The organism is Pseudomonas sp. GW821-FHT10B02 (genome assembly GCF_059415665.1).
Map to the genome: position 1 here is coordinate 234,372 of NZ_JBWKNR010000003.1, position 15,073 is coordinate 249,444.

Here is a 15,073-nt window from a genome sequence, read left to right on the forward strand (position 1 = left end):
CCCGGCCCCGCAACCCTGCGTGGGAGCCGCGTGTCCGGGGGTATTGGCTTACACCCGCTCGATGGCCAGCGCCAGGCCCTGCCCTACCCCGACGCACATGGTCGCCAGGCCCTTGCGACCGCCGGATTTCTCCAGCTGATGCAAGGCGGTGAGGATCAGCCGCGCACCGCTCATGCCCAGCGGATGGCCCAGCGCGATGGCGCCACCATTGGGGTTGACCTGCGGCGCGTCGTCGGCCAGGCCGAGTTCGCGCAGCACCGCCAGGCCCTGGCTGGCGAAGGCTTCGTTGAGCTCGATGACATCGAAATCACTCACCGCCACACCGAGGCGCTCGGTCAGCTTGCGTACCGCCGGTACCGGACCGATGCCCATGACCCGCGGCGCAACACCGGCGCTGGCCATGCCGAGGACCCGGGCACGTGGGGTCAGGCCGTGTTTTTTCACTGCTTCAGCCGAGGCCAGGATCAATGCCGCGGCACCGTCGTTGACCCCCGAGGCATTGCCTGCGGTGACGGTCTTGTCCGGGCCATTGACCGGCTTCAGGCGGGTCAGGGCTTCCAGGGTGGTATCGGCGCGTGGATGCTCGTCGTGCTCGACAACGGTTTCGCCTTTTTTGTGGGCGATGCGCACCGGCACGATCTCTTCAGCGAAGAAACCTGCGGCCTGGGCGGCTGCGGTACGTTGCTGGCTACGCAGGGCGAAGGCGTCCTGATCGGCACGCGAGACCTGGTAATCGTCGGCGACGTTGTCGGCAGTCTGCGGCATGGCATCGACGCCGTACTGGGCTTTCATCAACGGGTTGATGAAGCGCCAGCCGATGGTGGTGTCTTCCAGTTTCATGTTGCGCGAATAGGCGTTGTCGGCCTTGCCCATGACGAACGGCGCACGCGACATCGACTCGACGCCGCCGGCAATCGCCAGCTCCATCTCGCCGCTGGCGATGGCGCGAAAGGCGGTGCCGACAGCGTCCATGCCCGAGGCGCAGAGGCGGTTCAAGGTCACACCCGGCACGCTGTCCGGCAGGCCTGCCAACAGCAGCGCCATGCGCGCGACGTTGCGGTTGTCTTCGCCGGCCTGGTTGGCGCAGCCGAGGAACACCTCGTCCAGCAGATCCCATTGCACCTGCGGGTTGCGCTCGATCAGCGCCTTGATCGGTACCGCGGCCAGGTCATCGGCGCGCACACCGGCCAGGGCGCCGCCGAAGCGGCCGATGGGGGTACGAATGGCATCGCAGATAAATACGTCACGCATCAGGCTTCTCCTGGCGCTTGGCCGTGGGCGGCGGCGGTGCGCGCTTCCAGGTCACGCAGGGCGCTGAGCTCGACTTCGCTTGGCTCGGCGGTGGTCTGCACGCTGTCGGCAAAGCGAATCGCCCAGCCCGTCGCGGCAATGATCTGCTCGCGGGTCACGCCCGGATGGATCGAGGTCACGACAAACTCGTGAGTGCCAGCTTCCGGCTCCATGATGCACAGGTCGGTGATGATCCCCACCGGCCCTTCGCCTGGCAGGCCCAGACGTTTGCGCGAATCACCGCCCTCGCCGTGGCCGACCGAGGTGATGAAGTCGAGTTTGTCGACGAAAGCGCGGTTCGACTGCTTGAGGATGATCAGCACCTGCTTGGCGGAACCGGCAATCTCCGGGGCGCCACCGGCACCGGGCAGGCGTACTTTCGGGTTGTGGTAGTCACCGACCACGGTGGTGTTGATGTTGCCGAAACGGTCGACCTGGGCGGCGCCGAGGAAGCCGACGTCGATACGCCCGCCTTGCAGCCAGTAGCGGAAAATCTCGCCGGTCGGCACCACGGTGTCGGCGGTTTCCGCCAGCTCACCGTCACCGATCGACAGCGGCAGCACGCTCGGCTTGGCACCGATCGGGCCGGATTCGTAGATCAGCACCACGTCGGGCGAGGACGTCAGACGCGCCAGGTTGGCGGCCTTGGAAGGCAGGCCGATGCCGACGAAGCACACTGCACCGTTGCGCAGACGACGGGCTGCGGCGACGGTCATCATTTCATTGGTGGAGTAGCTCATTGTGCAGCCTCCGAAGCGCTGGCCAGTTTTGCCTTGAATTCATTGAAGTCGGCGGTGCCGCGAATGTATTCGTCGATCCAGGCAGTAAAGGCTTCGCGATTGCGGGCAATCGGGTCCCAGGCCTGGTAGAAACGGTTGTCACGCTCGTAGTAGCCATGGGCGTAGGACGGATGCGCGCCGCCCGGCACCAGGCACACCGCCGACAGTGCCCAGGTAGGCAGCACGCAGGCGTTCATCGGGGCATTGAGGTCGTCGACGATTTCTTCGACGGTGACGATGCAGCGCTTGGCCGCCAGGGCCGCTTCTTTCTGCACACCGAGAATGCCCCAGAGCAGCACGTTGCCCTTGCGGTCAGCCTTCTGTGCGTGAATCACGGTGACATCCGGGCGTACCGAAGGCACGGCGGCGAGTACTTCACCGGTGAACGGGCAAGTGACGCTCTTGATCAGCGGGTTGACCTTGGGCAGGTCGGAACCGGCGTAAGCGCGCAGCACCGCAAAAGGCAGGCCCGAGGCGCCGGCAACATAGGCGTTGGCAAGGTCGGCGTGGCTGTGTTCTTCAATCTCCATGGCCTGCGGCCATTGTTTTTCCACGGCATCACGCAGGCGGTGCAGCGAGCCTACACCGGGGTTACCGCCCCAGGAGAAAATCAGTTTGCGGGCGCAACCGGCACCGATCAGCTGATCGTAGATCAGGTCAGGAGTCATACGTACCAGGGTCAGCTCTTTCTTGCCCTGACGAATGATTTCATGCCCGGCGGCAGTCGGAATCAAGTGCGTGAAGCCTTCGAGGGCGACGCTGTCACCGTCGTGGACGAACTGCTTCACGGCATCGTGGAGCGAGAGGATTTCAGCCATTGCAGACTCCTGGATATGCTGAGTCGAGGTCGGTTGCATGGCGCCTTGGGTGGCGCCGGTAGGACTTCAGATTAAGGCGGGGCTGAGGGCGGTACAATCCGATAATCGACTATCTGTTCGATTATCGAACAAATTGTTGTCTTGCTAAGCAAGGTTAGCTCGATCCTTGTGGGAGCTGGCCTTGCCAGCGATACAGACACCGCGCAGTCACAGGTAACCCGCTGATCCCATCGCCGGCAAGGCCGGCTCCCACAAGGAGTTTTCCTCAGGCCTACGACTCAGGTCGCGTCTGCGTGACTGACCATACCTTTGATCACCACCGCCACCGTAGCCAGCCCGGCCGGGATCACCAGCGCCGTCAGCACCTGCTCGAAGTTCCAGCCCAGGCCCAACAGGGTTGCGCCCATCCAGGCACCGAGAATGGCGCCGAAGCGGCCAATACCGAGCATCCACGACACGCCCGTGGCACGCCCCTGAGTCGGATAGAAACGCGCCGCCAGAGAAGGCATGGCCGACTGCGCACCGTTGACGCACATACCGGCAATCAGTACCAGAGTCGCCAGCACGGTGATGTTGCCCAGGCTCTGACCCACCGCGTAGGCAAACACCCCGGCCAACAGATAGAAAGTGCCGATTACCTTGTGCGGGTTGTAGCGGTCCATGGCCCAGCCCACCGCCACGGCGCTGAGTACCCCGCCAAACTGGAACAAGGCACCAATAAAGGCGGCCTGTTCCATGCTCGCGCCACTGTCACGCATCAGCGTCGGCAGCCAGCTGGTCAGTAGGTAGACAATCACCAGACCCATGAAATAGGTCAGCCACAGCAACAAGGTGCCGACGCTGTAGGTACCGGAAAAGATCACCGCAAAGACATTGCGTGCCTTCACCGTTTTTTGCTCCGGCACGCTGAAACTCGAGGCCTGGCCGACAATGGCAGGATCAATCGGCGCCAGGGCCTGGCGCACTTTGTCTGTGCCGCGATTGCGCACCACCAGAAAACGCGCCGACTCCGGCAACCACAGCAGCAGCACCACGGCCAGTACCAGCGGCAACACGCCACCGATCAACAGCAGGCTGTGCCAGCCGAACGCCGGGATCAGCTTGGCGGAAATGAAACCACCACCGGCCATACCCAGGTTGAAGCCACAGAACATGCTGGTGACCAGCAACGACTTGAGGCGCTCCGGGGTGTACTCGGAGAGCAGCGTGGTGGCATTGGGCATACCGGCGCCAAGACCCAGGCCGGTCAGAAAGCGCAGCACCAGCAACTGGTCGACGTTGCTGCTGTAGGCCGAGGCCAGGCTGAAGGCGCCAAACACCAGCACCGCCCCCACCAGCACCACCTTGCGCCCGAAACGGTCGGCCAAGGGTCCCGAGCCCAGGGCGCCGAAGACCATACCGATCAGCGCCGCGCTCATCACCGGGCCGAGGCTGGCGCGGTCGATCCCCCAATCCTGGGACAGCGCCGGGGCGATAAAGCCCATGGCAGCGGTATCCAGGCCATCAAGAAAGACAATCAGGAAACACAGGATCACTACGCGCCATTGATAGCGCGACAGCGGTTGCGAATTGATAAAGGACTGCACATCAAGGCAGTTCCCGACAGCAGCTTGCGGACTGTTCATTATTTTTATCCAGTTGGAGCGCGCTTATGTGCGGGGCGCGCGTGAGCAACACAATCGATCCAGGCAGATCGATCGGTGCGAAGGACATTAATAACAGGTCGAAAACTGCGCAATTCGATAAACACAACACTGTGCGTTTATCGAACAGGAACGTGCAGGCTCAGACAAACAGCTGGGCACTGAGGTCGCGGCTGGCCGCCAGCATGATCGGCAAGAAGCGTTGCTCAAGCTCGGTGCGGCTGACCCGGCCGGCATGGGTACTGACGTTCAGTGCTGCCAGCACCTGGCCGGAGGCATCGTAGACCGGCACGGCAATCGAACGCAGGCCCTGCTCCAGCTCCTGATCGACCACGCACCAGCCCTGTTGGCGGACCTGTTGCAGGCATTCGAGCAACGCCACCGGGTCGTGAATGGTGCGACTGGTCTTGGCCTGCAGGTCGGCATGCTCCAGGTATTCATGCAGGGTCGCGTCGTCCAGCGCCGCCAGAAGGATCCGCCCCATGGAAGTGCAATAGGCCGGCAACCGGCCACCTACCGAAAGGTCCACCGAGATCAGGCGCTGCACCGTGGCCGAGCGGGCTATATAAAGGATGTCATCGCCTTCCAGAGTGGCCATGTTGCAGGCCTCGTGCAACTGATCACTCATACGGTCCAGGTAGGGCTGGGCCGACACTGCCAATGGCGTGGATGACAGGTAGGCGTGACCCAGCGTCAGCACCTTGGGCAGCAGCGAATAGGTCCGCCCGTCGGTGGTGGCGTAACCCAGCTTGATCAGGGTATGCAGGCAACGGCGCACCGCAGCCCGAGGAATTTCCGTGCGGTGGCTGATCTGCGCGATGGTCAGGTGGCGCTTGCGTTCCTGAAACGCCTGGACCACCGCCAGGCCGCGGGCCAGCGAGGTCATGAAGTCAGGATCACCGGTGAAGGCCTGGATACGCCTGGCCGGTGACGCGACGATGGGCGGTGCCAGCGACGCAAACGAACTGCGCACCTGATCGTTCAATCCGGGCCCTTTGGGCGTTGTTTCTTCTGTCATGGCTCACCTCGACAACACAGTCACTGGGGCGATTATCGAACCAACGACCGATAATCGCAATTGACCGCTACCCTCAATTGCTTATACCTTTCTACCGCCACCATGTGGCTTCTTGGAGAGACTGGTCAGGTACCCACCGTAGAAGTCCCAGGCACGGCCTTGCCCACGAAGCGAGGCCGTTTTTTCTCCCTCCTTGCCTGATCAACTTCAGTTACCCATTTTGCTGAAGAACTTTGCGTCTCAAGCAGGCGCTTAAGCGAAACGCCAGGCGAACTTAACAAACCGGTAACAAAAGCCCATCTTTGTTGTCATTAGAGAAACAACAGAGTGGTACGCTGATGAAACTTGCTTGCTATAATCAAGTTCCGTTGCCGCGACCCAGCAGGCTTTTGCCGGATCCAATCCGCACGCGCCAGAAGTCGCAGGGAACGAGCCTGAAGCAAGTGGCACAAGATTGAACACCCTGTTGTTCGTATCGACTTGTCTAATCAGAATTTACTGTTGCTGCGACAGTAATCATGCTCTGGCAGCGTAGCCACGTGCACGTTGCGCGAATGCGCAACCCCACGCGTTAACGCCAGAGTTTATTCAAACCAACAGGTAGCACTGTGACGAAAGACGAACTGCGCGCGGAACTTGAGCGTCAGGAACAACGTTACAAGGAAGTTTACGGCGGGGAAGTCACCACCTACGCCGCCCAGCCCGACCCGGAGCGCAAGCCCTGGCGCAAACGGGCAAGCATTCTTGATCAGGCATTTGCCCAGGAACTGCAAAAGATCGAGAAAGAACTCAAGAGCGACGAGCCCTAGGCTACGAGCATGACGCCAGCTTGTGGCGGTCGGATGACCGGTACTTGAGAAAAGTCCGGGTGGCTGATCGTTACAGCTCCTCACGCATGTCGTAACGGTTTCTCACAAATTTCATACAAACGTTTGAATTTTTAATGTGAGCTGATGGTTGTCGTAAACCCTTATATTTTCTCGATTTTTACCGATTTTAGCCGACATTTGTTTAATCATTCCCGACACATGCCACCCCGGGAAAGCACCTCCTCGGCCAGAACCGGTCAGCGGCAGGTGCATCGATTAACAGGGATTTCTGGCATAATCGCGCCCCCTTATGACCGGGTCAGAAAACCTTCATGATCGATTTATTCAGCGGACTTGATGCCTGGGTACTGGTGAGCCTGTTGCTCGCTTTGACCTTCGTACTCGCCTTCGAGTTCATCAATGGCTTTCATGACACCGCTAACGCGGTTGCTACAGTCATTTATACCAAAGCCATGCCCCCGCACCTGGCGGTGTTCTTCTCCGGGGTGTTCAACTTCCTTGGCGTGCTGCTCGGCGGTGTCGGCGTGGCTTATGCCATCGTTCACCTGTTGCCGGTGGAGATGCTGATCAATGTGAACACCGGTCATGGATTGGCCATGGTTTTCTCCTTGCTCGCCGCCGCCATTGCCTGGAACCTGGGCACCTGGTACTTCGGCATTCCGGCGTCCAGCTCCCACACCCTGATCGGTTCGATCCTCGGGGTTGGCCTGGCCAACGCCCTGATCAGCGACATCCCGTTGGGTGAAGGGGTCAACTGGCAGAAGGCAATCGACATCGGCATGTCCCTGGTGCTCTCGCCGATGGCTGGCTTTGCCGTCGCGGCACTGGTGCTGCTGGGCCTTAAATGGTGGCGCCCGCTGTCGAAGATGCACAAGACGCCGGAACAGCGCCGCAAGCTCGACGACAAGAAGCACCCGCCGTTCTGGAACCGCCTGGTACTGGTGATGTCGGCCATGGGCGTGAGCTTCGTGCACGGCTCCAACGATGGCCAGAAAGGCATCGGCCTGATCATGCTGGTGTTGATCGGTATCGTCCCGGCACAGTTCGTACTCGACCTGAACAGCACCACCTACCAGATCGAGCGGACCCGCGACGCCACCCTGCACCTGAGCCAGTTCTACCAGCGTAACCAGGCTACCCTGGGCGAGTTCCTGGCCCTGGGCAAAGCCAAAAATGGCGACCTGCCGGAACAGTTCAGTTGCAACCCGCAGCAGACCGAGCCGACCATCAATGCCCTGCTCGACTCGCTCAAGGGCGTAACCGAGTACCGCTCGCTGACGCCAGAGAAACGCGTTGAAGTACGTCGTTACCTGCTCTGCCTGGACGACACTGCGAAGAAAGTCGGCAAGCTCCCAGGCCTGCAGCCTCGCGAGAAGGCTGACCTGGACAAACTGCGCAAAGACCTGACCGCCACCACCGAGTACGCACCGTTCTGGGTGATCCTCGCGGTTGCCCTGGCATTGGGCCTGGGTACCATGGTCGGCTGGAAGCGTGTGGTCCTGACCATCGGTGAGAAAATCGGCAAGCAGGGCATGACTTATGCCCAGGGCATGTCGGCGCAGATCACCGCAGCCTGCGCCATCGGCATGGCCAACATCTTCAGCCTGCCGGTATCGACCACCCACGTACTGTCCTCGGGTGTGGCCGGTACCATGGTCGCGAACAAGAGCGGCCTGCAAGGCGGCACCGTCAAGACCATCCTGCTGGCCTGGGTCCTGACCCTGCCGGCAACTGTGGGCCTGTCGGCCGGTTTGTTCTGGCTGGCGACCAGGTTCATTGGTTGATCCATGCTGCATTGAAAAAGGCGCCTTCGGGCGCCTTTTTTTGTAGCTGTTGTGGGAGCAACTGTCTGTCACCTGGTTAACTGTGGGAGCTGGCCTTGTCAGCGATGCAGGCGCCGCGCAACTGCAGCGACCTCATCGCCGGCAAGGCCGGCTCCCACAGGGACACTGGGAACTAAAGTATCCCTGACCTTCCAGTTACCGGCGCTTGCTACCGCCGAGCAACGAGCCCATCAAGCCACGCACCAACTGCCGTCCGAACTGGTTGGCCGCCTGACGCACCGCCGACTTGATCGCCTGCCCGGCAGCGCTCTGGAGGAATTCCCCAGCCTGGTCAGCAAAGCTTGGCTCGGCAGCTGCCGGCGCCTGTTCGGGCTGCGCTACTCCGCCTTTTCGGGCGTTAAGCATCTCATAGGCCGACTCGCGATCCACCGGCTTGTCGTAGCGCCCGGCCAACGGTGAGGCGGCAATCAGGGCGGCGCGCTCAGCGTCGCTCAACGGCCCGATGCGTGACTGCGGCGGAGCGATCAGCACCCGCTGGACCATGCCCGGCGTACCCTTGTCCTGCAGGGTACCGACCAACGCCTCACCGATGCCAAGCTCGGTCAGTACGCTCAGGGTGTCAATGTCGGGGTTGGGACGGAAACCATCGGCCACTGCCTTCAACGACTTCTGCTCTTTGGCCGTGAAGGCACGCAGGCCGTGCTGGATACGCAAACCCAGTTGCGCCAGGACATCATCCGGCAGGTCGCCCGGCGACTGGGTGACGAAATACACCCCGACTCCCTTGGAGCGAATCAACCGGACAACCTGCTCCAGGCGATCCTGCAATGCCTTCGGCGTGCCGTTGAACAGCAGGTGCGCTTCATCGAAGAACAGTGCCAGCAAGGGCTTGTCGGCATCGCCGCGCTCGGGCAACTGCTCGAACAACTCGGCCAGCAACCACAACAGGAAGGTCGCGTAGACCTTCGGCGCCTCGTGTACCAGACGGCTGGCATCCAGCAGATGGATTCGCCCGCGGCCATCGGCATCCGCACGCAGCAGATCTTCCAGCTGCAACGCCGGCTCGCCGAACAACGCCTCGGCACCCTGCTGTTCCAGGGTGGCCAGGCGCCGTAGCAGGGCCTGGCTGGAGCCGGTGGTCATCAGCGCACTGTCTTCACCGAGCAATTGCGGGTTGTCTTTGAGGTGCGCCAGCAGCGCCTTGAGGTCTTTGATATCGAGCAGCAACAGGCCTTCGCGATCGGCCACCTTGAACGCGGCGTACAACGCGGCCTGCTGACTGTCGGTCAGCTCCAGCAGGTTGCCCAGCAACAACGGGCCCATTTCACTGAGGGTGGTTCGCAATGGATGACCGGATTGTCCATGGACATCCCACAGACTGACCGGATAAGCCTGCGGCCGATGTTCAAGCCAGGGCATCCCGGCGATGCGTTCGGCGACTTTGCCCTGAGGGTTGCCCACCGCGCCCAGGCCACACAGGTCGCCTTTGACGTCGGCGGCGAATACTGCCACCCCGGCATCGCTGAACGCCTCAGCCATGTGCTGCAGGGTTACGGTCTTGCCGGTACCGGTAGCACCGGCGACCAGGCCGTGGCGGTTGGCCAGGCGCATGGCCTGGGCAACCGCTTGTCCGGCCGGATCGGCACCGAGAATGAACTGCGAAGAGTCAGGCATGTTTTTTCACCCTCTGTTTAAGCTTTGGCTCGAATCGGCCGATATCTCATGAGCGATAGACCACCAGAAAGACAGGAAAAGCCCGACAAGGAAAGGGGACCTGCACTGCTTTCAAACTGTTCTTTGTGCGAACGACCCGGATAACAAAACCTTAGCGGACCGACACGTTATGAACAAAAACCTCCGATTCAGCCACAAGATCCTTTTGGCCGCTTCTCTGATCGTCATGATCGCCTTCACGTTGTTCACTTTGTACAACGATTTCCTGCAGCGCAATGCGATTCGTGAGGATCTGGAAAGTTATCTCGCCGAGATGGGCGATACCACCTCAACCAATATTAAAAACCTGTTTGATGGACGCATCTTGTTGGTGCAAAACGTCGCACAGAACATTGCCGCGTTCCCCGCCGCTGAAAACATCGGCACCTTGCTCGGGCAACAAGCCCTGGTCTCAAGTTTCCTGACTATTTACCTGGGTGACGTCAACGGTGGTTTCACCATTCGCCCGCAAACCAAGATGCCTGACGGTTATGACCCACGCGTGCGGCCCTGGTACAAAGACGGGATGGCCGCCAACGGTCCGATCCTGACCGAACCTTATATTGACGTCAGCACCGGCAAAATGGTGATTTCGGTGGTGGCCACCGCCGCACGCAATATTGGCGTGGTCGGCGGCGATCTGGCGCTGGATGGCCTGGTGGAAATCATCAACTCGCTGAACTTCGGCGGTATGGGTTATGCCTTCCTGGTCAACGACCAAGGCAAGATTCTGGTGCACCCGGACAAAAACCTGGTGATGAAGTCGCTGTCGGACCTGTACCCACAAAATACCCCGCGCCTGAGCAAAGACCTGAGTGAAGTCCAGGTCGACGGTCAGACCCGCCTGCTGACCTTCGCCCCGGTCAAGGGCCTGCCTTCGGCCAACTGGTACATCGGCCTGTCCGTCGACAAGGACAAAGCCTTCTCGATGCTCAGCAAGTTCCGCACCTCGGCAGTGATCGCCACCCTGGTTGCCGTGGTCATCATCATCGCCCTGCTCGGCCTGTTGATCCGCGTTCTGCTGCAGCCGCTGCACACCATGACCCGGGCCATGGAAGACATCGCCGAAGGCGAAGGTGACCTGACCAAGCGTCTGACCCTGCACAGCCAGGACGAATTCGGCATCCTCGGCACCGCGTTCAACCGTTTCGTCGAACGTATTCATACCTCGATCCGCGAGGTGTCGTCGGCCACCGAGCAGGTCAACGAAGTGGCATTGCGGGTGGTGAGCGCGTCCAACTCGTCGATGGTCAACTCCGACGAACAGTCCAACCGCACCAACAGCGTCGCGGCTGCCATCAACCAGCTCGGCGCCGCGGCCCAGGAGATCGCCCATAACGCCGCCCAGGCTTCGCAACAGGCAAGCTCGGCGCGTCACCTGGCCGAAGAAGGCCAGCAAGTGGTCGATCGCAGCATTGCCGCGATGAACCGTCTGTCGGATCTGATCTGCACCTCCAGCTCGCACATCGAGACGCTCAACAGCAAGACCGTAAACATCGGCCAGATCCTCGAAGTGATCACCAGCATCTCGCAGCAGACCAACCTGCTGGCGCTCAACGCCGCGATCGAAGCCGCCCGCGCCGGTGAGGCCGGGCGCGGTTTCGCGGTGGTCGCCGATGAAGTGCGTAACCTCGCGCACCGTACCCAGGAGTCGGCACAGCAGGTGCAGAACATGATCGAGGAGCTGCAGGTCGGCGCCCGCGAGTCGGTCGACACCATGGGCCAGAGCCAGCGCCACAGCCAGGACAGCGTCGAGATCGCCAACCAGGCCGGCGAGCGCCTGGGCAGTGTGACCCTGCGCATCGGCGAGATCGACGGCATGAACCAGTCGGTGGCCACCGCCACCGAGGAGCAGACTGCCGTGGTTGACTCGATCAACATGGACATCAACGAGATCAACATGCTCAACCAGGAAGGCGTCGAAAACCTGCAATCGACCCTGCGCGCCTGCGCCGACCTGGAACAACAGGCCAGCCGCCTGAAACAGCTGGTCGGCAGCTTCCGCATCTGACTGTCAGCGGGCAGCGGCGCACGCCGCTGCCCCTCCCCTCGTTACGCGATCGAACAAACTATCCTTTATAGAGGTCAACCTTAGGGCGCGTCATCCGTTGCCAGCCAAAGCCGGATGACACACTCGCAAGACGATCTCGGAGGGATGCTGATCGTGCACATTGCCGACATCACCATGTTCTACGCCCCCGCCAGTGGCGGTGTGCGTACCTATCTTGATGCCAAACACCGCCGCCTGGGCCACACCCCCGGCGTCCGTCACAGTCTGTTGATCCCCGGCGCCAGCCGCCAACACGCCAACGGCATCTACCAGGTGCCGGCACCGGCCCTGCCGTTCGGCAATGGCTATCGCTTTCCGTTACGCCTGGCCCCCTGGCGCAATGTGCTGGAGGACCTGCAACCGGACCTGATCGAGGTCGGCGACCCTTACCTGACCGCCTGGGCGGCCCTGGAGGCACGCCGCCTGCTCGATGTACCGGTCATCGGTTTCTACCACTCCGACCTGCCGTTGCTGGTCAGCAATCGCATGGGCAACTGGTTCACCCCCAATGTCGAGGCCTACGTCAGCAGGTTGTACGGCAATTTCGACCGGGTCCTGGCGCCAAGCCTGGTGATGGCCAACAAACTGCGCCGCTTGGGTATCGGCAATGTGCATGTTCAGCGTCTTGGCGTCGATCTGAGCACCTTTCATCCGCAACACCGTGATCCGGCGTTGCGCCGGCAATTGCACATCGCCGACAACACGCACCTGCTGGTGTTTGCCGGCCGTGGCTCGCGAGAGAAAAACCTGCCGGTGCTGCTCGACTGCATGCAGCGCCTGGGCAGGCACTACCACTTGTTGCTGGTGGGCTCGCACATGCCCGGCAATGTACCGGCCAATGTCACGGTGATTAATCACTTCTGCCCGCCCCACGAAGTCGCCCGCCTGCTGGCCAGCGCCGACGCCCTGGTGCATGCGGGTGATCAGGAGACCTTTGGCCTGGTCATCCTAGAAGCCATGGCCAGTGCAATCCCGGTCGTAGCCGTCGCCGCCGGTGCTTTCGAGGAAATCCTCGACCAGCGCTTTGGCCGCCTGTGCCCGCCCAATGACGGCGCGGCAATGGCCAGGGCGGTGCGCGAAGTGTTCGAAGAAGGCGCAGCACAGCTTGGTTCGCAGGCGCGCCGGCATGTCGAGCAGCGCTACGCCTGGGACAGCGTGGTCAATGGCCTGCTGGCCCACTACCGGGCAGTGCTTGGCCATGAGCTGCCGGTACGGGCTCATGCCTGAGCCCGGCGTCACCCCATGCAGCGGGCAAAGCCTGCTGCTGGTATTGCATGACGTAGCCCCGCACACCTGGCCGGACTACCAACCATTCGTCGAGGCAGTCGATGCCCTGGGCGAGATCCCCATGACCTGGCTGGTGGTACCGGATTTCCACAAGCAGCATCCGCTGGCGTCGGCAACGGGCTTTCGGCACATGCTTGACCAGCGCCTGCGTCGTGGCGACGAGTTGGTCCTGCACGGCTATTACCATGTCGATGACAGCCCGCCGCCGCACTCGGCGCGGGATTACTTTCTCCGCCGCGTCTACACCTTCGAAGGCGAGTTCTGCAGCCTTGAGCGAGCCTGCGCGCTGGAGCGCCTGGAGGCGGGTATGGCACTGTTTCGGCGCTTCGACTGGCCGTTGGCGGGCTTCGTCGCTCCGGCCTGGCTGATGAGCGAAGGCACCCGTCAGGCGTTGAGCACCCTGTCCTTGCAGTACACCAGCGATCCGCGGCACTTCTATCGCCTGCCCGACTTTACCCCGGTCGCCGCCCCCTGCCTGGTCTGGAGCGCACGCAGTGCCTGGCGCCGGGGCCTGTCGAAGGTCGTTTGCGAACTGCAGGCTGCCCGCCTGCAACGGGCGCCGGTGATACGCCTGGGCTTGCACCCGGTGGATATGCGCCATGAGTTTTCTCGCAACTACTGGATGCAGACCTTGCAACAGTTGCTGCGCCAGGGCCGCACACCCCTGACCAAATCCGCCTGGCTGACCGACAGGCAACGGCGGTGAATCGCCTGCTCTGGCTGCTCCTGGCCCTGGTCATGGCGCTGCTGGTGCCAGCCCTGCTCGGTGGCAGCGACCTGCTGGAGCGCCTGCGCGCCTTCGCTCCCGGCCTGATGCTGGGCCTGCTGGGGATGATCCTGCTGTGCTGGATCATCAATGCCCTTCGTCTGCGTCTGCTGCTGGGCAGTCAGGGCGAACACCTCGGGCGCATGCGTAGCCTCGGCGTGATCATCGCCACCGAATTCGCCATCTGCACCACCCCCGGCGGCAGCGGCGGCCCCTTGGCGTTGATGGCATTGCTGGCACGCCACCGCATCGGACCGGCACGCAGTAGCGCGGTGTTCGCCGCCGACCAGCTCAATGACCTGCTGTTTTTCCTCTGTGCCATGCTCGGCATCGCTGGCTACGCCCTGCTGCACAGCCTCAACCGCAACCTGGAAGGCATGCTGCTGAGCAGCGCCGCGCTAATGTTCGGGGCAGTCACTGGGGTTGTCGCACTGCTGGCTTATCGGCGCCTGTTGCTCCGGCTCAGTGGTCGACTGCTACGCAGGCTCAGGATCTCCACCTCGCGGCGACGACGCTGGACACACAAGACACTGCACTTTCTTCGCGCCCTGGGCGAGACCTGGAAACTGCCCAAGCGCACGCTGGCCCTGGTGTTTGCCTTGACCTGCGTACATTGGGGATTGCGCTACAGCGTGCTGTACCTGGCCCTGCGCGGACTCGGCGTGGATGTGCAGTGGATGCTCAGCTTTCTGGTGCAGATGCTTTCGCTCAGCGCCGGGCAATTCAGCCTGCTACCCGGTGGCGCCGGTGCCGCCGAACTGACTTCGGCCGCGCTGCTGACGCCGCTGGTGGGCAGCACCACGGCCGCCGCAGCCATTCTGATCTGGCGGCTGGTGACTTATTACTTCTACCTGATTGCCGGTGGCCCGGTGTTCCTGTGCTTGCTGGGACGACCGCTACTGGAGCGCCTCAATCAGGCGCGGGCACGTCGCTAGAATGCTGCAACTGTTCCCAGAGTTCGGCGGCACCGGGGAAATCGGTACCATCCTCACTGTCCAGTGCATCAGGATCATAACGGCTCAAACACCCCTCACCGAGGGTTGGTGGGGCTTTGGAGGTTGCCTTGTCGAGGGGATCGGCCATGCTGCAACCTCC

General features: G+C 61.9%; 12 protein-coding genes and 2 pseudogenes. 7 read left to right on the forward strand and 7 right to left on the reverse strand.

Annotated elements, in window-relative coordinates; translation table 11 throughout:
* Positions 1 to 48: 48 nt before the first annotated feature.
* The 5 genes from pcaF to pcaR all read right to left on the reverse strand — a co-directional run bounded on the left by pcaF (position 49) and on the right by pcaR (position 5,548).
* Positions 49 to 1,254 (reverse strand): 3-oxoadipyl-CoA thiolase, encoded by a 1,206-nt coding sequence (pcaF, locus tag AC07OF_RS06750; protein WP_191831157.1) that lies wholly within the window; start codon positions 1,252 to 1,254, stop codon positions 49 to 51.
* Positions 1,251 to 2,030 carry a CoA-transferase subunit beta gene (locus AC07OF_RS06755; RefSeq protein ID WP_157191292.1) on the reverse strand — a complete coding sequence of 260 codons (780 nt, stop codon included), beginning with the start codon at positions 2,028 to 2,030 and terminating at the stop codon, positions 1,251 to 1,253. The genes pcaF and AC07OF_RS06755 overlap by 4 nt, the downstream gene beginning before the upstream one ends.
* A complete protein-coding gene (locus AC07OF_RS06760; protein WP_038607417.1) occupies positions 2,027 to 2,887 on the reverse strand; it encodes a CoA transferase subunit A in 861 nt (286 codons plus the stop codon). The genes AC07OF_RS06755 and AC07OF_RS06760 overlap by 4 nt, the downstream gene beginning before the upstream one ends.
* A gap of 278 nt (positions 2,888 to 3,165) precedes the next feature.
* On the reverse strand, positions 3,166 to 4,512 hold the full coding sequence (gene pcaK / locus AC07OF_RS06765) for a 4-hydroxybenzoate transporter PcaK (RefSeq protein ID WP_157191291.1): 1,347 nt from the start codon (positions 4,510 to 4,512) through the stop codon (positions 3,166 to 3,168).
* 160 nt (positions 4,513 to 4,672) lie between these two features.
* A complete protein-coding gene (pcaR, locus tag AC07OF_RS06770; protein WP_198325400.1) occupies positions 4,673 to 5,548 on the reverse strand; it encodes an IclR family transcriptional regulator in 876 nt (291 codons plus the stop codon).
* 608 nt (positions 5,549 to 6,156) lie between these two features.
* Between pcaR and AC07OF_RS06775 the strand changes: the two genes are divergently transcribed.
* On the forward strand, positions 6,157 to 6,357 hold the full coding sequence (locus tag AC07OF_RS06775; protein ID WP_038607407.1) for a hypothetical protein: 201 nt from the start codon (positions 6,157 to 6,159) through the stop codon (positions 6,355 to 6,357).
* A gap of 332 nt (positions 6,358 to 6,689) precedes the next feature.
* On the forward strand, positions 6,690 to 8,162 hold the full coding sequence (locus AC07OF_RS06780) for an inorganic phosphate transporter (protein WP_157191290.1): 1,473 nt from the start codon (positions 6,690 to 6,692) through the stop codon (positions 8,160 to 8,162).
* Between the two features lie 195 nt (positions 8,163 to 8,357).
* Here AC07OF_RS06780 and AC07OF_RS06785 read toward each other — a convergent pair whose 3' ends face one another.
* Positions 8,358 to 9,836 (reverse strand): helicase HerA-like domain-containing protein, encoded by a 1,479-nt coding sequence (locus tag AC07OF_RS06785; RefSeq protein ID WP_157191289.1) that lies wholly within the window; start codon positions 9,834 to 9,836, stop codon positions 8,358 to 8,360.
* Between the two features lie 313 nt (positions 9,837 to 10,149).
* On the opposite strand from AC07OF_RS06785, the pseudogene AC07OF_RS06790 reads away from it, so the two are divergent.
* The 5 genes and pseudogenes from AC07OF_RS06790 to gpgF form a co-directional block, all read left to right on the forward strand.
* Positions 10,150 to 11,028, forward strand: a pseudogene (locus tag AC07OF_RS06790) (HAMP domain-containing protein); the annotation flags it as partial.
* Between the two features lie 261 nt (positions 11,029 to 11,289).
* Positions 11,290 to 11,886, forward strand: a pseudogene (locus tag AC07OF_RS06795) (methyl-accepting chemotaxis protein); the annotation flags it as partial.
* Between the two features lie 144 nt (positions 11,887 to 12,030).
* Positions 12,031 to 13,152: an N-acetylglucosaminyl phosphatidylglycerol synthase gene (gpgS, locus tag AC07OF_RS06800; protein WP_157191287.1), complete on the forward strand. Its 1,122-nt coding sequence runs from the start codon at positions 12,031 to 12,033 to the stop codon at positions 13,150 to 13,152.
* Complete coding sequence (gene gpgD / locus AC07OF_RS06805) at positions 13,145 to 13,918, forward strand: N-acetylglucosaminyl phosphatidylglycerol deacetylase (protein WP_495072688.1); 774 nt, start codon at positions 13,145 to 13,147, stop codon at positions 13,916 to 13,918. The genes gpgS and gpgD overlap by 8 nt, the downstream gene beginning before the upstream one ends.
* Positions 13,915 to 14,913: a glucosaminyl phosphatidylglycerol flippase gene (gpgF, locus tag AC07OF_RS06810; protein ID WP_157191285.1), complete on the forward strand. Its 999-nt coding sequence runs from the start codon at positions 13,915 to 13,917 to the stop codon at positions 14,911 to 14,913. Before gpgD ends, gpgF begins: the two co-directional genes overlap by 4 nt.
* Here the strand turns inward: gpgF and AC07OF_RS06815 are convergent.
* The gene (locus AC07OF_RS06815) at positions 14,888 to 15,061 is read right to left on the reverse strand and encodes a hypothetical protein (protein WP_167335109.1); all 174 of its coding nucleotides are present in this window, start codon (positions 15,059 to 15,061) and stop codon (positions 14,888 to 14,890) included. The two genes, gpgF and AC07OF_RS06815, sit on opposite strands and share 26 nt — an antisense overlap.
* Between the last annotated feature and the right edge of the window lie 12 nt (positions 15,062 to 15,073).

What these genes read in the sequence shown, in the direction of transcription:
- AC07OF_RS06785 (WP_157191289.1), bottom strand. Translation starts at nt 9,836, where the DNA reads ATGCCTGACTCTTCGCAGTTCATTCTCGGTGCCGATCCGGCCGGACAA.
- pcaR (WP_198325400.1), bottom strand. Translation starts at nt 5,548, where the DNA reads ATGACAGAAGAAACAACGCCCAAAGGGCCCGGATTGAACGATCAGGTG.
- AC07OF_RS06760 (WP_038607417.1), bottom strand. Translation starts at nt 2,887, where the DNA reads ATGGCTGAAATCCTCTCGCTCCACGATGCCGTGAAGCAGTTCGTCCAC.
- pcaK (WP_157191291.1), bottom strand. Translation starts at nt 4,512, where the DNA reads ATGAACAGTCCGCAAGCTGCTGTCGGGAACTGCCTTGATGTGCAGTCC.
- gpgS (WP_157191287.1), top strand. Translation starts at nt 12,031, where the DNA reads ATGCTGATCGTGCACATTGCCGACATCACCATGTTCTACGCCCCCGCC.
- gpgD (WP_495072688.1), top strand. Translation starts at nt 13,145, where the DNA reads ATGCCTGAGCCCGGCGTCACCCCATGCAGCGGGCAAAGCCTGCTGCTG.
- AC07OF_RS06815 (WP_167335109.1), bottom strand. Translation starts at nt 15,061, where the DNA reads ATGGCCGATCCCCTCGACAAGGCAACCTCCAAAGCCCCACCAACCCTC.
- AC07OF_RS06755 (WP_157191292.1), bottom strand. Translation starts at nt 2,030, where the DNA reads ATGAGCTACTCCACCAATGAAATGATGACCGTCGCCGCAGCCCGTCGT.
- AC07OF_RS06780 (WP_157191290.1), top strand. Translation starts at nt 6,690, where the DNA reads ATGATCGATTTATTCAGCGGACTTGATGCCTGGGTACTGGTGAGCCTG.